The sequence below is a fragment of the Pseudomonas guariconensis genome (assembly GCF_040822035.1).
Taxonomy (GTDB): domain Bacteria; phylum Pseudomonadota; class Gammaproteobacteria; order Pseudomonadales; family Pseudomonadaceae; genus Aquipseudomonas; species Aquipseudomonas guariconensis.
On sequence record NZ_CP162012.1, the window covers coordinates 3,418,026 to 3,432,635 of the forward strand.

General features: G+C 62.3%; 12 protein-coding genes and 1 tRNA gene. 6 read left to right on the forward strand and 7 right to left on the reverse strand.

Annotation, left to right across the window (positions count from 1 at the left end; translation table 11 throughout):
- Window positions 1-96 precede the first annotated feature (96 nt).
- The 3 genes from AB1N67_RS15690 to AB1N67_RS15700 all read left to right on the forward strand — a co-directional run bounded on the left by AB1N67_RS15690 (window position 97) and on the right by AB1N67_RS15700 (window position 2,614).
- A complete protein-coding gene (locus AB1N67_RS15690) occupies window positions 97-414 on the forward strand; it encodes a hypothetical protein (protein ID WP_197852945.1) in 318 nt (105 codons plus the stop codon).
- Between the two features lie 432 nt (window positions 415-846).
- Complete coding sequence (locus tag AB1N67_RS15695) at window positions 847-1,359, forward strand: DUF4880 domain-containing protein (protein ID WP_367863182.1); 513 nt, start codon at window positions 847-849, stop codon at window positions 1,357-1,359.
- Between the two features lie 106 nt (window positions 1,360-1,465).
- Window positions 1,466-2,614 carry a M14-type cytosolic carboxypeptidase gene (locus AB1N67_RS15700; RefSeq protein WP_102082447.1) on the forward strand — a complete coding sequence of 383 codons (1,149 nt, stop codon included), beginning with the start codon at window positions 1,466-1,468 and terminating at the stop codon, window positions 2,612-2,614.
- Between the two features lie 171 nt (window positions 2,615-2,785).
- Here the strand turns inward: AB1N67_RS15700 and AB1N67_RS15705 are convergent.
- A tRNA-Gln gene (locus tag AB1N67_RS15705) sits at window positions 2,786-2,860 on the reverse strand.
- A gap of 272 nt (window positions 2,861-3,132) precedes the next feature.
- On the opposite strand from AB1N67_RS15705, the gene AB1N67_RS15710 reads away from it, so the two are divergent.
- Entirely contained in the window at window positions 3,133-3,375 is a 243-nt protein-coding gene (locus tag AB1N67_RS15710; protein ID WP_043212077.1) for a DUF465 domain-containing protein, read from the forward strand.
- A gap of 85 nt (window positions 3,376-3,460) precedes the next feature.
- On the opposite strand, the gene AB1N67_RS15715 is transcribed toward AB1N67_RS15710, so the two are convergent.
- The 4 genes from AB1N67_RS15715 to AB1N67_RS15730 form a co-directional block, all read right to left on the reverse strand.
- Window positions 3,461-5,344: a methyl-accepting chemotaxis protein gene (locus AB1N67_RS15715; RefSeq protein ID WP_253132593.1), complete on the reverse strand. Its 1,884-nt coding sequence runs from the start codon at window positions 5,342-5,344 to the stop codon at window positions 3,461-3,463.
- Between the two features lie 110 nt (window positions 5,345-5,454).
- Window positions 5,455-6,975, reverse strand: a complete 1,521-nt coding sequence (locus AB1N67_RS15720) for an aldehyde dehydrogenase family protein (RefSeq protein WP_102082827.1) — start codon at window positions 6,973-6,975, stop codon at window positions 5,455-5,457.
- A gap of 58 nt (window positions 6,976-7,033) precedes the next feature.
- Window positions 7,034-7,861 (reverse strand): phosphonoacetaldehyde hydrolase, encoded by an 828-nt coding sequence (phnX, locus tag AB1N67_RS15725; RefSeq protein WP_090346850.1) that lies wholly within the window; start codon window positions 7,859-7,861, stop codon window positions 7,034-7,036.
- A 112-nt stretch (window positions 7,862-7,973) separates the two neighbouring features.
- Window positions 7,974-9,131: a 2-aminoethylphosphonate--pyruvate transaminase gene (locus AB1N67_RS15730; protein WP_289717608.1), complete on the reverse strand. Its 1,158-nt coding sequence runs from the start codon at window positions 9,129-9,131 to the stop codon at window positions 7,974-7,976.
- Between the two features lie 248 nt (window positions 9,132-9,379).
- Here AB1N67_RS15730 and zapE point away from each other — a divergent pair, with 248 nt between their 5' ends.
- Window positions 9,380-10,453, forward strand: coding sequence for a cell division protein ZapE (gene zapE, locus AB1N67_RS15735; protein ID WP_043213971.1), 1,074 nt, complete (start codon window positions 9,380-9,382; stop codon window positions 10,451-10,453).
- A gap of 22 nt (window positions 10,454-10,475) precedes the next feature.
- Here the strand turns inward: zapE and AB1N67_RS15740 are convergent, their stop codons facing one another.
- A complete protein-coding gene (locus AB1N67_RS15740) occupies window positions 10,476-12,365 on the reverse strand; it encodes a propionyl-CoA synthetase (protein WP_090346905.1) in 1,890 nt (629 codons plus the stop codon).
- Between the two features lie 177 nt (window positions 12,366-12,542).
- On the opposite strand from AB1N67_RS15740, the gene AB1N67_RS15745 reads away from it, so the two are divergent.
- Window positions 12,543-13,409 carry a LysR family transcriptional regulator gene (locus AB1N67_RS15745; RefSeq protein WP_090346853.1) on the forward strand — a complete coding sequence of 289 codons (867 nt, stop codon included), beginning with the start codon at window positions 12,543-12,545 and terminating at the stop codon, window positions 13,407-13,409.
- Here the strand turns inward: AB1N67_RS15745 and AB1N67_RS15750 are convergent.
- Window positions 13,383-14,540, reverse strand: a complete 1,158-nt coding sequence (locus AB1N67_RS15750) for an HPP family protein (protein WP_317847532.1) — start codon at window positions 14,538-14,540, stop codon at window positions 13,383-13,385. The genes AB1N67_RS15745 and AB1N67_RS15750 overlap by 27 nt on opposite strands.
- Window positions 14,541-14,610: the final 70 nt, after the last annotated feature.

A 14,610-nucleotide genomic window follows, 5' to 3' on the forward strand; every position in this document is an offset into this window, starting at 1 on the left:
AATACACATCCTGAATTATCTTCAATGAGATAAATAATACACACTGTCCTATGCTGCGTATTCACCACTCCCAAGTGAATATCAACAGGTATCAGGATGAAACCATCGAAAAACGACGAAACAGATCTCGACAGCGAAGCAGCCCGCCGCGCCCTGGACTACTACCTTAATCCCACGCCGACCCGCCCCAATCTGGACAACAAGATCTGGACGCTACATGAAGGCGTAAGCGCCGCACAGGCCCGGGATCATGCCCTGGCGCTGTTGCGCTGCGCGGCGGCCACCGCGCACGAAACAGCCACTCACCAGCCCCAGGGCATGACCCGGGAGGTGATGTTCGCATTGATGCACATGATGAACATGGCCAGGGCGTTGCTGGAGCACGAGCAAGCGTCAGGAAAGACCGAGAGATGAGCAAGACGTGATGGCCGACGAGCGGTGAAGAGCCCGTATTCCGGCTATCAGGGAGCCGCCCGGTAATATTTTTTTACCAGGAAGGGGAAAATTCATTTGACTGGCAAATGATAACGATTATTATTGCACTCAGCTGGTCGCAAGACCTGCTGGATAACCTGGAAGCCCTTAGGTCGGACTCTCAGATTATCTCCTCATCAGGCTAATCACGGTTTTTGACCCGGCTTTTTGCCGGGTCATTTTTTTTGGCTCTTCAGGCTAATGAAGGTCGGTACCGCTTGATGGCCGCGAGGATAGCAAAGGTATGTCAAATCGTGAACGGGTGTTGCAGCGTTTTACGGAATCAGCACTTGAGAATCAATATCGTTAAGATTAATCTATTCGCGCATCACGGAAGATGCCCCCTACTCCATTTTGAGCAAGGAGCTGTCCATGAACCGTCTATTGCTGCCTCTGGAACATGACACCGCCTTGCAGACGCCAACCGGCGACGCCCTGCTCCATGGCCTGCAGCGCTTGCCACGGCGCGTGCAACAGGTCTTTCTGCTCAACCGCCTCGACCAGCTGGACCTTGCGAACATCGCCCAGCGTCTCGACCTCCCGCTATTGGCCATCGAGCGCCACCTGAATCAGGCCTTGCAAACCACCTGCACTCCAGGCGACGCCCTCGCTCGCACTGCGGGGCAATGGTACATCCACTTGCAGAACCCCGAGGCCACCGCCTGCGAACGCATCGACTTTCGCCGCTGGCTCGACGCCGCCCCGGAACACCTGCAGGCTTTCCACGAGACCGAAATGCGATGGCGCAGCCTGCTCGCCCCTGCGCGCCAATTGGGCCATGACGGCTGGTACCGCCATGGCCGGGCAGCACTGTCGCTGGGCGGTTGTACGATCGTGGTCGGGTTGGGTGTGGCAGCCTTGGCCTTGCTCGGCTTCTTGACCTGAATTCCAGGCCATTGGGCAAGCAGTTCTTTCCTACAGGATTTAGTCGCCCAGCCTTCTGGCCAAGCGGTGTACAGTAACGCCACAACAAAGCCACAGGAGTCTGGCAATGACCGTGACGCTGTCCCCGCTGCAGATCGACTGCGATTTCGATTCCGGCAATATCCAGGTACTGGACACCCGCGACCCGAGCCGCGTGCGCTTGGCCATCCGCCCCGATACCAACAGTGGCCATTTCCAGTGGTTCCACTTCAAGGCCAGCGGCCTGACCCCGGGCCAGACCCACCGCTTCAGCCTCGATAACGCCAGCCAGTCCTCCTACAACAAGGCCTGGCACGGCTATCAGGCCGTGGCATCCTATGATCAACAGCACTGGTTTCGCATCCCCAGCCAGTTCGACGGCCAAGCCCTGGTGTTCGAACTTCAAGCCAAGGCTCCGCAGGCCTGGTTCGCCTATTTCGAACCCTACCCCCGCGCCCGCCACAACCAACTGATCGAACGAGCCAAGCAACTGCCGGCCGTCGAGCTGCTGGCCTGCGGTCGTAGCGTGCAAGGCCGCGATATCCCGCTGTTGCGCGCAGGCGACGGCGCACCAGGCAAGCGCAAGCTGTGGCTGATCGCTCAGCAGCACCCTGGCGAGCACATGGCGGAATGGTTCATGGAGGGCGTCATAGACCGCCTGCAAGCCAACGACAGCACCGTCCAGTCACTGCTCGCGGCCGCCGACCTGTACCTGATCCCGAACATGAACCCTGATGGCGCCTTCCTCGGACATCTGCGCACCAACTTCAAGGGCAAGGACCTCAACCGCGCCTGGCAGGACGCCAGCGTCGAGCTCAGCCCCGAGGTCTTCTTCGCCCAGAGCCAGATGAAACAGCACGGGGTGGATGCGTTCATCGATGTGCATGGCGACGAGGAAATCCCACATGTCTTCACCGCCGCCTGCGAAGGCAACCCGGGCTACACGCCCCGCCTGGCGAAGCTAGAGGAGCAGTTCCGCTCCACACTGTGCAGCATCACACGGGACTTCCAGGCCGTGCACGGCTATACCCGCGACGAGCCCGGTCAGGCCAACATGACACTGGCCTGCAACGCCGTCGGCCAAGCCTATGATTGCCTTTCACTGACGCTGGAGATGCCGTTCAAGGATCACGACGATGCGCCCAACGCCATTACCGGCTGGTCGGGCGAGCGATCCAAAGCGCTGGCTGGCGCCGTGTTGGAAACCTTGGAGAAGATGGTCAAGGAATTGCGCTGAAGCATTCTGGCCCTATCGCGGGACGAGCCCGCTCCTACAGGGAGCAGCCTTGTGCTTGTTCCGCGATGGCAGCCGGATAAGCGCTACGAGGCTCAATCGCTATACGAGCGAAAGACACTAGAAGACAGTGCGCCAAGGCGAAGAGGAATATCGAGAAGAGATGTGAAGAAATGGCAGGGGCGGCTGGATTCGAACCAACGCATGGCAGGATCAAAACCTGCTGCCTTACCGCTTGGCGACGCCCCTGTATCGGATGCGACGAGTGCATGAGCACTGTCGTTCTGACGGTTCGCTGACAACGACGTTGAGCCGCTGTGCTGGAATGGCCGGCACTATACCAACACTCGATTCACCTGGGAACCCCCGGAATGAAAAAAATTGCCTTAAAACAGCAAGTTAGTCTTCCCCGCTGATTCCTGCCCTGGCCATCCGTCGTATTTTTTGCGCCTCGCTTTAACAACCGCGTGTTCGCCCCTTCCAATCAGGTAAGAAAACCTGCGCATTACAAGGAGGGCCCCATGCCAGTTTCCCACGACCTGTACCAGGACCTGCACTATCCCCGCGAAATCGTCCAGCAGCGGCGCCAACAGGACAAAGAGCTGGACCGGCTGCTGGATGAATATGTGGATATCGACAATCAGGTTTTGGCGGCCGAATCGATCTCGGCAGGCATTGCCGATGACGACGACCTGCGGCGCCTCAAGGAAAGGCGCCTGGCGGTCAAATACATGATAGAGCGACAACTCGAGCGTAAGGCGTGAGCCCTGTGGGGCTGCTTCGCAGTCCCTGCCAGTTGAAGACGGTCGCACCGTGCTCCTTACACGATGCAGAGAGTTGTCAGGCCGCTCATATCCGGAAGCGGCTGAGCAGGCGGTCCTGTTGACTTACATGGTCGACCATCACCGAGCACTGGCTGACTTGCTGCCGCGCACCGCCGGACACTTCCAGGCCGATGTCGCGAATGTTGGTGGTGTTGCGGTTGATCTCTTCGCTGGTGGCGCTCTGCTGCTCGGCAGCGGCGGCGATCTGCAGGTTCATGTCGTTGATGCGGTAGATCGCCTCGCGAATGCGGCCGAGGGTCTCATTGGCCGCATTGGCATCCTCGGCAGTCTTGCTGGCGGCATCACGACTTTGCTGCATGCGCATCTGGGCCTGGCGCACACCCGCTTGCAACTGGTCGATCATCAGGCGGATCTCCTGGGTCGATTGCTGGGTGCGCGAAGCCAGCGAACGCACCTCATCGGCCACCACGGCGAATCCGCGCCCGGACTCCCCGGCACGCGCGGCCTCGATCGCGGCGTTGAGTGCGAGCAGGTTGGTCTGGTCGGCAATGCTGGTGATGACCGAGAGGATCGACTCGATGCTGTGGCTTAGGGTGGACAACTCGTTGATGGCCTGCCCGGTGGTGTTCATTTCCTCGGCCAGGCCGTTGATGGCCCCGGTCGAGCGCAACACCAGCGCCACGCCGCTCTCAGTCTGATCGTGTGCGGCCACCGCGGCTTGGGCAGCGGCCTGGGCATTGCGCGCCACGTCCTCGGCGGTGGAGGCCATTTCGTTCATGGCGGCGGCGAGTTGATCGAGCTCCTGCAACTGCAATTGCACGCGGCTGGCCGCCTGGTTTGCCTCGTGGGAAGTAGCCGAGGTGCTCTCGCGCACCTGTTGCGAGGTCTGCTGCACATCGCCGATCAACGTCTTGAGGTTGCCCAGGAATTGATTGAACTCCACCGACACCAGCGCCACTTCATCGTTGCCGGACACCGGTAGTTGACGCGTCAGGTCGCCGTTACCACGGTTCATGTCGGCCAGCGAGGCCTTGAGCCGATCCAAGGGTAACAACAAGCGCCGCACTAACAGGCCCAGCACCAGCAGGCTCAGAAGCACACCCAATCCGGTGCCGACTGCCGCTCGCCAGGTCAGTTGATGACTGGCGGCCATGACGATGCCTTCATCCAGTACCACGCCGATGTACCAGTGCATGCCTTGGAGGTTGGACAACGGAATGAACGACACCAGCAAGGACTTGCCATCCACCTCGATCGACTGAAGCTGGCTTTCCAAAGGCGGCTGTGCGCCGCCGAACAACGCGCTGTAGGGCTTGCCGTTGAGCTGGGCATCGGGGTGGGAAATGATGTTGCCGTTCTGGTTCAGCAAGAAGGCATAGCCCGCGCCGCTGAAGTCCAGGGTATTGATGGCCTCGGTGACGGTGTCGAGATGGATATCGCCGCCCAGCACACCGGCAAACCGCCCATCGTCTGTGATTCTGCTGACAGCCGAGATCAACACTTTCCCCGTTGAGGAATCCTGATAGGGCTCGGTCAGCACTGCCTGGCTGCTCCCCTCCCCGGTCGCATACCAAGGACGCGTGCGACCGTCATAACCTGGTTTGGGTTTCCAGGCATCCAGGTCGCCAATGGGTTTGCCATCGACCTGCAGGGCACCGAACACCAGTGCGAACTCCTGCTTCAACAAAGGTGAATCGGTGATGCGCTGGACGGTTTGCTGGCTGACGGGGCTGGCGATGGATTGGACCGTCAAATCCATCAGGTGCAGCTTGCCGTTGAGCCAGTTCTCGATCTGCCTTGCAACGGCCGTGCTTGATTCGAGGATGCTTTCTCCCGCTTGCGTGCGCAGCACCGTGCGCACCTGGCTGACCTGGGCCAAGGACAACAGGCTGGTGGTGATCAACAACACACAGGCAGCGGCGAGGCTGACCTTGTACCGGATTTTCATCAAGACTCCACGAGAAATCGTTAAGGCGGTGATAACTTTTCGCGGGTAAACCCAGCCCCACAGCACAAGCACTGCAGAAGCAGGTTCACCCGCGAAAAAGGCAACGCGATTTAGAAGAAGCCCAGCGGATTGATGTCGTAGCTCACCAGCAGGTTCTTGGTCTGCTGGTAGTGGTCGAGCATCATCTTGTGGGTTTCACGGCCGACACCGGACTTCTTGTAGCCCCCGAACGCAGCGTGAGCCGGGTACAGGTGGTAGCAGTTGGTCCATACGCGACCGGCCTTGATGCCGCGGCCCATGCGGTAGGCGCGGTTGATGTCGCGGGTCCATACGCCGGCGCCGAGGCCGAACTCGGTGTCGTTGGCGATCGCCAGGGCTTCGGCTTCGTCCTTGAAGGTGGTGACGCTGACCACCGGGCCGAAGATCTCTTCCTGGAACACGCGCATCTGGTTGTTGCCCTTGAGCAGGGTCGGCTGGATGTAATAGCCGGTGGCCAGGCTGCCTTCGAGTTTCTCCACCTTGCCGCCGGTCAGCAGCTCGGCGCCTTCCTTCTGGGCGATGTCCAGGTACGAGAGGATCTTCTCGAACTGCTGCTGGGAGGCCTGGGCGCCGACCATGGTGTCGGTGTCCAGCGGGTCGCCGCGCTTGATCTGCAGGACCTTTTTCATCACCACTTCCATGAACTGCGGGTAGATCGACTCCTGCACCAGGGCGCGCGATGGGCAGGTGCACACCTCGCCCTGGTTGAAGAACGCCAGCACCATGCCTTCGGCGGCCTTGTCGATGAAGGCAGGCTCGGCCTGCATGATGTCCTCGAAATAGACGTTCGGCGACTTGCCGCCCAGCTCCACGGTGGACGGGATGATGTTCTCGGCGGCGCATTTCATGATGTGCGAGCCGACCGGGGTGGAGCCGGTGAAGGCGATCTTGGCGATGCGCTTGCTGGTGGCCAGGGCTTCGCCGGCCTCGCGGCCGAAGCCTTGCACCACGTTGAGCACGCCCTTGGGCAGCAGGTCGCCGATCAGTTCCATCAGCACGGCAATGCCCAGCGGGGTCTGCTCGGCGGGCTTGAGCACCACGCAGTTACCGGCGGCCAGCGCCGGCGCGAGCTTCCAGGCGGCCATCAGCAGCGGGAAGTTCCACGGGATGATCTGCCCGACCACGCCCAGCGGCTCGTGGATGTGATAGGCCACGGTGTTTTCGTTGATTTCGGCGGCGCCGCCTTCCTGGGCGCGGATGCAGCCGGCGAAGTAGCGGAAGTGATCGACCGCCAGCGGGATATCGGCGTTGAGGGTTTCGCGGATCGGCTTGCCGTTGTCCCAGGTTTCGGTGATGGCCAGGATCTCCAGGTTCTGCTCGATGCGGTCGGCGATCTTGAGCAGCACATTGGAGCGCTCTTGCACCGAGGTGCGGCCCCAGGCGTCGGCGGCGGCGTGGGCGGCATCCAGGGCTTTGTCGATGTCTTCGGCAGTGGAGCGTGGGAATTCGGCGATCGGCTGGCCGTTCACCGGGGAGGTGTTGGTGAAGTATTCACCCTTGACCGGAGGAACGAACTCACCGCCGATGTAGTTGCCGTAGCGGCTCTTGAAGGAAATTTTCGCGCCTTCGGTACCCGGATGTGCGTAACGCATGGTGTGTCTCCTGGCTCTAGCTCGTAGGGGTTGTGAGTGTGGTGTCGTTGTGCGCCGCTCAATAGGCTTGCGGTGTTTCACCCCGGGCCAGACGCTGGTTGATGTCGTCGATCACCCCTGGCAAATCGGCGATGGTGTCGATCAGGTAGTGTGGACGGGACGGCTCGAACATCTTGACGATGCGCGCGCGCTCCTCGGCCAGTTTGGCCGCCGGCAACGACTTGTAGGCCTGGTAGGACAGGCCCAGGGCATTGCCCGAGCAGGTAAGGGCTACGGTCCACATGCCGGCGCGACGGCCTTCGAGGATGCCCGGCCAGGTGTCGTCGACCTTGACGCAGGCGGCGACGTCATCGATGCCCAAGGCAATCACGTTGGCCAGAGCCTGGGCGGGCCATGGTCGGCCATTGGGTGTTTCGTCAGTGGCCACCACATGATCGGCGACATAACCGTTGTGCTTGGCCAGTTCCACAACCTTGTCCATCACCACTTTCGGGTAGCCGGAACAGGAGCCGATCTTGAGCCCCTTGTCACGCACCGCTGCGATGGCCTCAAGGGCACCTGGGATCAGCGCCGAATGCATGGCGATCTTCTCGATCTGCAGGGGCATGAAGCGCTCGTAGATGGCTGTGACGTCGTCGTCCGTCGGTGTACGACCGAACACCTTGCGGTAGCGCTCGGCAATCTCGGGCACATCGCACAGGGTACGGATGTGATCCCACTTGCCCATGCCCATCGGGCCACGGGCTTCGTCCAGGGAAACGCTCACACCGAATTCGGCGAAGGCTTCGACGAAGATCTGGGTGGGCGCGAACGAGCCGAAATCGACGACGGTACCGGCCCAGTCGAGAATCGCGGCTTGCAACGAGGAAGGCTGTTCGTAGTGCATCGTGGTGGCTCCGGAAATCGCTAACAGGCACCCAAGATCCGCGCAAGGAATCCAGGTCAACGGTATGGGAAAGCGTCGAGGCAGCTAAGCGTGCCGCCTCGACAGGGCCGACTCAGGCAGCTGGACGTTGCATGTCCACGCCCATCGCCAGAAGAGCGTCGGCGATGGCACGCAGCAGTTGGTGAACGATGTGTTCGTCGATCTGGCCGATGCAGCCGATGCGGAAGCTTTCGGCCACGGTCAGCTTGCCGGGGTAGATGATGAACTGGCGGGCCTTGAGTTCGTCGTAGAAGCGCTTGAAGTCGAAGTTCGGATGCTCAGGACTGAAGAACGTGGTGATGATCGGCGACAGCCAGCAGTCTTCAAGCAAGGTCTTGAAGCCTAGCTCGCGCATGCCGGCCACCAGCACATCGCGATTGCGCGTGTAGCGCGCTTGCCGGCCCGCCACGCCACCTTCGGCACGGTGCTGCTCCAAGGCCTTGTGGAAGGCCACCACGCTGTGGGTCGGCGGCGTGAAGCGCCATTGTCCGGTGCGCTCCATGTAGGCCCACTGCTCGAACAAGTCCAGACTCAGGGAGTTGGCGCGGCCCTTGGCGGCCTCCAGCACACTGCGACGGATAATCACGAAGCCAAAACCCGGGATGCCTTCGATGCATTTGTTGGCAGACGAGACCAGCACATCGAAGGTGATGTCCTGAACGGTCAGGGGCACGGCGCCGAAGGAACTCATGGCATCGACGATCAGGCTCTTGCCATGGGACTTGACCACGTCGGCGATGGCGCGCAGCGGGTTGAGGATGCCGGAGCTGGTCTCGCAGTGGACGATGAAGACGTTGGTGACGTCCGGGTTGGCCTTGAGCAGCGCATCGACTTCATCCGGCTGGGGCGGCAGGTAGTCGCCCTTGTCCAGGGTGATGTAGGCGCGCTCGAGGTATTCGAGGGTCTTGCTGGCGCGCTGGCCGTAGGCACCATTCATCAGGACCAGGGCCTTGCCGTCCTTGGGGATGGCCGTGGCCAGGGCCGCCTCGACCGAATAACTGCCGCTGCCTTGCAGCGGGACGCAGGCGAAGCTGTCATCCTCCACGCCGGCCATGCTCAACAGTTGCTGACGAACCTCGGCCGTGACCCGATTGAAATCACCGTCCCATGAGCCCCAGTCGCGCAGCATGGCCTCTTTGGTGGCCTTGGAGGTGGTAAGCGGGCCTGGCGTCAGCAGGTAGGGCTCACCCAGGGCTGGCGGGGCGAGCGGGAGGGCTTCGGCTTTGGTCATGATCTTCTCCGGCGGTTTTGTTTTTGTGAAGGAGTGATGCATGAGCGCATGGAAGCAATTTGCACTGGATAAGAAAAATCGATTTATCGTATTTCACAAATAAGCTTTGTTTATTTATCGCAGTTTCCAACGCCTCCAGCGCCTAGACCCATCGCATTTCACGATCATCCCTAGGCATATTCTCGATTGCTCACAGCGCCAGCCTCCTGCAAGCTGCCCTGCCCGCCTTCGCAACGAGGAACCCGCACGTGTCCGCCTGGCTTCCGATGCCGCTACGTCATTTCAAGCAGCGCTTGCGCAACGAGTCGCCCACTGACAACAGACTCCTGGCGTTCTTTCAGGACAAGGCCGACAGCCGCGGCTACCAGCTGAGCGACGGGCAACGTCGCGTCATCCAGGCCATGGCCGAACAACTGGCCCTGCTGGAACAAGGCCAGGCGCGCAGTCTCTACCTGCATGGCTCGGTGGGGCGTGGCAAGAGTTGGCTGCTCGACGGGTTCTTCCAGGCCGTGCCGGTCGAGGCAAAGCGCCGCCTGCACTTTCACGATTTCTTCGCCCGCCTGCACCAGGGCATGCACCGCAACCGAGCGCTGAATGATGCCTTGGGCGCAACGCTGGACGAACTGCTCGATCACTGCCAAGTGCTGTGTTTCGATGAATTCCATGTCCATGACATCGGCGATGCCATGCTCCTCACCCGCCTGTTCAACGCTCTGTTCGACCGCGGCGTGTGCCTGCTGGTGACCTCCAATTACGCCCCCGAGGGGCTGCTGCCCAACCCGCTGTATCACGAGCGCTTCCTGCCGGTGATCCGCCTGATCCACAGCCGCATGCAGGTGCTGGAAGTCGGCGGTGACACGGACTTTCGCAGCCTGCCGGCGAACCGCGCGCATCAGCGCTTCACCCAAGGGCATTACCTGTGGCCTGGCGATGCCAACCAGCGCCAGAGCCTGGCGCTTCCGGTCGCGCAGCCAGTCCTGCTGGAGGTGAACAAACGCAACCTGCGCGCCCTGGCCAGCCAGGGACGAGCGGTGATGTTCGCCTTTGCCGACCTGTGCGAACAGGCCACAGCGGTAATCGACTATCTGGCGTTGGCCGAACGATTCGACGCGTGGATCATCGACGGGCTGGACGACCTGTCCGAATGCTCGCTGGCCGCGCAGCAACGCTTCGTCAATCTGGTGGACGTGCTGTACGACCAGGACAAGACCGTGACAGTGATCGGCACGCGGCCGCTGGCAGAGAGCCTGGGCGGCTCACTCGCCGACCTGATGCGTACCCGCAGCCGCCTGGGGCAACTGCATCAGGTCGGGCCTGACTGAGCGCACGCTTCGCACTGCCCAGTCAACTCGCCCTGGGCAGATCCGCCAATACCCCTTCGATTTCAACGAGCACCGCCGGATCGTCCAGCGTCGAAGGCGGCACGTAGTCCTGGCCATCGGCGATCTTGCGCAGCACCGCGCGCAGGATCTTGCCCGAACGGGTCTTGGGCAGGCGCTTGACCAGACGCACGCGGTTGAAACACGCCAAGGCGCCAATGTGCTCGCGCACGCTGGCCACCAGCTCTGCCTGCAACTGCTGCTCGCCGATCCCATCGCCGTCCTTGAGCACTACCAGCGCCAGCGGTACCTGGCCCTTGATCTCGTCATGAACGCCGATCACTGCGCATTCGGCCACCGCCGGATGGCGGGCGACCAGGTCTTCCATTTCACCCGTGGACAGGCGATGGCCCGAGACGTTTATGACATCGTCAGTGCGCCCCATGATGTAGACAAAGCCGTCATCGTCCAGGTAACCGCCGTCACCGGTGTGGTAGTAACCCGGGTGGGGGTGCAGGTAAGCCTGCAGGTAACGCTCGTGATCACCCCAAAGGGTCTGGCTGCAACCGGGCGGCAAGGGCAAGGCAATGACGATCGCGCCCTGCTCGTTCGGCCCCAACAGTCGGCCCTCGTCATCGAGCACCTGCACGTTGTACCCCGGCACCGCACGATTGCTCGAGCCTGGCCGCGCCGCGCTGCCCTCCAGGCCGACGCAGGGCGCGGTGACCGGCCAGCCCGTCTCGGTCTGCCACCAATGGTCATGCACCGGTTTGCCGCTGACCCGCTCCAGCCATTGATGGGTGCTCGAATCCAGTTTCTCCCCGGCCAGGAACAACTGGCGCAGCGAGCTCAAATCATGACGACGGATCAGCGCTCCGTCCGGGTCTTCCTTGCGGATCGCCCGCATGGCGGTGGGGGCGCAGAACAGGCCATTGACCTGGTACTGCTCAACCACGCGCCAATAGGCCGAGGCGTCCGGGGTGCGAATGGGCTTGCCTTCGTAGAACACTGTGGTGCAGCCATTCATCAACGGCCCATAGACGATCAGCGAATGCCCGACCACCCAACCCACGTCCGAAATGCCCCACCACACGTCCCCAGCCTGCATACCGTAGATGTGCCGCATGGCATAGCACAGGGCGACTGCGTTACCGCCGTTCTCGCGCACGATGCCCTTGGGTTTTCCGGTGGTGCCGGAGGTGTACATGATGTAGAGCGGATCACCCGCCTCCAGCTCCACCGAGGGCACCGGGTCGACACCGGCCTGCGCCTGCTGCCAGTCCAGATCGCGCCCCGGCTGCAGGGTGGCGTGGGCCTGCGGGCGTTGCAGCACCAGGACATGACGCGGCTGGTGCCTGGCCAGTTGCAAAGCGCGATCGACCAGCGGCTTGTATTCGATCACCCGGTCGAACTCCAGGCCGCAGGAGGCGGTGAGCAGCAGCGTGGGTCGGGCGTCATCGATGCGCAGGGCCAGTTCGTTGGCGGCAAAGCCGCCGAACACCACCGAGTGCACGGCACCGATTCGCGCGCAGGCCAGCATGGCCATGGCGGCCTGGGGCACCATGGGCATGTAGATGATCACCCCATCGCCCTTGCCCACGCCCAGCTGCCGGAGCAGGCCGGCCAGGCGGGCCACTTCATCTCGCAACTGGTGGTAGGTGAAGGTCTGTTGCACGCCGGTCACCGGCGAGTCGTAGATCAACGCCAGCTGGTCGCCGCGGCCCTGCTCGATCTGATGGTCCAGGGCCAGGTGGCAGCTGTTCAGGCGGCCATCGGCGAACCAACGGTGGGTGCCGTCGGGGTTCTCCTGCAGGGTCAGCGAAGGCTTGCGATGCCAGGCCAGGTGTTCGGCCTGTTCGGCCCAGAAGGCAGCGGGGTCGGCGATGGAGTGGGCGTAGCTGTGCTGGTAGGTCATGGCGATTTGCAACCCGGTACTTGTTGTTATTGAAGGGCGAACCCCGAGTATGGACCGGTACCCCGCGCCCGCCATCGGACTTAAGTCGCAACCGATATGCAAGATTGCACGGGGTTGTCGCCCCGCTACAGCACGAGGCCTAGAATAGGGCTTCTCGTGAGCCAAAGAGCCGTTTCAATGGATATCGACCAGGCCCGTACCTTCCTAGAAATCGTGCGCTGCGGCAGCCTCGTCGCCGCCGCCGAACGCCTGTTCGTATCGCAGACGGCCATCAGCGCGCGGGTACAACGCCTCGAGCAGCAACTGGGCTGCCAGTTGTTCATCCGCAGCCGCAACGGCGCAACCCTCACCAGCGACGGCGAGGCGTTCATCATCTACGCAAACCAGATGGTGCAGACCTGGGAGGCCGCCCGCCGCGACCTGCCGCTGCCCCAAGGGTGCCAGCAAGTGCTGCACGTGGGGGGCGAGGTGAGCCTGGCCAACCCGATGATGCTCGCCTGGGTCAGCGCCCTGCACCGGGAATTGCCCAGCCACGCCATCCGCAGCGAGGTGAGCGATGGCGAGTCGTTGCTGCGCAAGGTGGAAATGGGCCTGCTCGATGCCGCGCTGGTGTACCAGCCGACCTACGGCCCTGGGCTGCAGGTGGAGCAATTGATGGAGGAAAAGCTGATCCGCGTGCGCCGGGTCGGTCAACCCGAGCCCTATATCTACATCGACTGGGGCGAGGCCTTCCGTCGCCAGCATGATGCCGCCCTGCCCGACTGCGCACGCCCGGCGCTGAGCTTCAACCTGGGCCCCTTGGCGTTACAGTTCATCCTCGAGCAAGGGGGTAGCGGCTATTTCCGGACGCGGGTGGTGCAGGCCTACCTGGAAAAAGGCGTGGTCGAGCGGGTTCCACAGGCGCCGGAATTCACCTACCCGACCTTTCTTGTCTACGCCCGCAAGCGCGACAGCGAGGCCTTGCAGCAAGCCTTCAATGTGCTGCGCCGGCTGGTGGCCACCGGCGATAGCGATTGGTCACAGCGCTGGGACCCGATTATCTGAACGTTGCGCGGCGGCGTTGAGCAGGTGCCGCTTGAGCCCGGCGATAAGATCGGTCTGGGTGATCACGCCGACCAACTTGTCATCCTCGAGCACCGGCAGGCAATGCAGGCCCTGCTCGCTGAGCAATGGCAACAGGCGATCGAGCGGATGCTGGCTGCTGACACTGATGACCCGGCGGCTCATCACCTGCTCCATATGCACCACCGGGCGACGGAACAGCCCACGCCAACTGAAACGTGCTCGGGCCATGGCCGGGCCGACCAGGTCGCTGAGGCTGACAATGCCCACCAAACGCCCTCCTTCCAGTACAGGCAGGGTCTTGAGCTGGTGGTTGGCAAGCATCTTCCAGGCCTGCTCCAAGGTGGTGGCCGGCGACGCGAACTGCACGTCACGGGACATCACCGAGGCCGCGGTGATACCGCCCAGGCTGCGTTGCAGGGCATGCTGCTCGGTGGCCAGGATGATGCGCTCGAGCTCATCGCGCGTAACATCGACGAACTCGCCCAATTCTTCCAAGGCGACATCCAGGTCTTCGCTGTTCACCCCGACCCGCTCGCTGGGCAGCGGATCGTGGGTGTGGTGCAGGTCTTTGCGCGGCAACGGGCCCTTGGGGTAGCGCACGCCGGTGAGACGGTTGTAGAGCACCGCCACGACAATCAGGATCAAAGCATCGAGCACGATCGGCTCGAGCAGATGGTTGCCCAGCGCCGTCAGCCCCGGGTCCGCCAGCACGGCACCTACCGCCACCCCGCCACCTGGAGGGTGCAGGCAGCGTAACAGGCACATCATCACGATCGACAGGCCCAGGGCGCTGGCTGCGACCCACAGTTCAGTGCCCAGGTAATGACGCATCACCAAACCCACGATACAGGCCACGGCATAGCTGCCCAGCACCGGCCACGGCTGGGCCAACGGCCCGGAATGCACCGCGAACACCAGCACTGCCGAGGCGGCCAGGGGGCCGAGCAGGTGCAGGGCGACCGAGGGACCATAGGCCAGGCTGACGAGGGTTCCGGCAAGCAGCAGGCCAAGCAGCGCGCCAAGGCCAGCACGCAACCATTCTTTGGGAGGGATGTTCAGGGGCGCAGGCAATAAGCGCTGCAGACGGTTTTCGGGACGCGAGGCAGACATCAGGGCAGTCGATCGTGTTCTTCTTGATTTGAAAAGAAAGCCCAGCCGAACGGGCCTGGGCTTGTATTGC

Coding starts and splice junctions, on each gene's coding strand:
- AB1N67_RS15690 (WP_197852945.1), top strand. CDS start 97: ATGAAACCATCGAAAAACGACGAAACAGATCTCGACAGCGAAGCAGCC.
- AB1N67_RS15695 (WP_367863182.1), top strand. CDS start 847: ATGAACCGTCTATTGCTGCCTCTGGAACATGACACCGCCTTGCAGACG.
- AB1N67_RS15700 (WP_102082447.1), top strand. CDS start 1,466: ATGACCGTGACGCTGTCCCCGCTGCAGATCGACTGCGATTTCGATTCC.
- AB1N67_RS15710 (WP_043212077.1), top strand. CDS start 3,133: ATGCCAGTTTCCCACGACCTGTACCAGGACCTGCACTATCCCCGCGAA.
- AB1N67_RS15715 (WP_253132593.1), bottom strand. CDS start 5,344: ATGAAAATCCGGTACAAGGTCAGCCTCGCCGCTGCCTGTGTGTTGTTG.
- AB1N67_RS15720 (WP_102082827.1), bottom strand. CDS start 6,975: ATGCGTTACGCACATCCGGGTACCGAAGGCGCGAAAATTTCCTTCAAG.
- phnX (WP_090346850.1), bottom strand. CDS start 7,861: ATGCACTACGAACAGCCTTCCTCGTTGCAAGCCGCGATTCTCGACTGG.
- AB1N67_RS15730 (WP_289717608.1), bottom strand. CDS start 9,131: ATGACCAAAGCCGAAGCCCTCCCGCTCGCCCCGCCAGCCCTGGGTGAG.
- AB1N67_RS15740 (WP_090346905.1), bottom strand. CDS start 12,365: ATGACCTACCAGCACAGCTACGCCCACTCCATCGCCGACCCCGCTGCC.
- AB1N67_RS15745 (WP_090346853.1), top strand. CDS start 12,543: ATGGATATCGACCAGGCCCGTACCTTCCTAGAAATCGTGCGCTGCGGC.
- AB1N67_RS15750 (WP_317847532.1), bottom strand. CDS start 14,540: ATGTCTGCCTCGCGTCCCGAAAACCGTCTGCAGCGCTTATTGCCTGCG.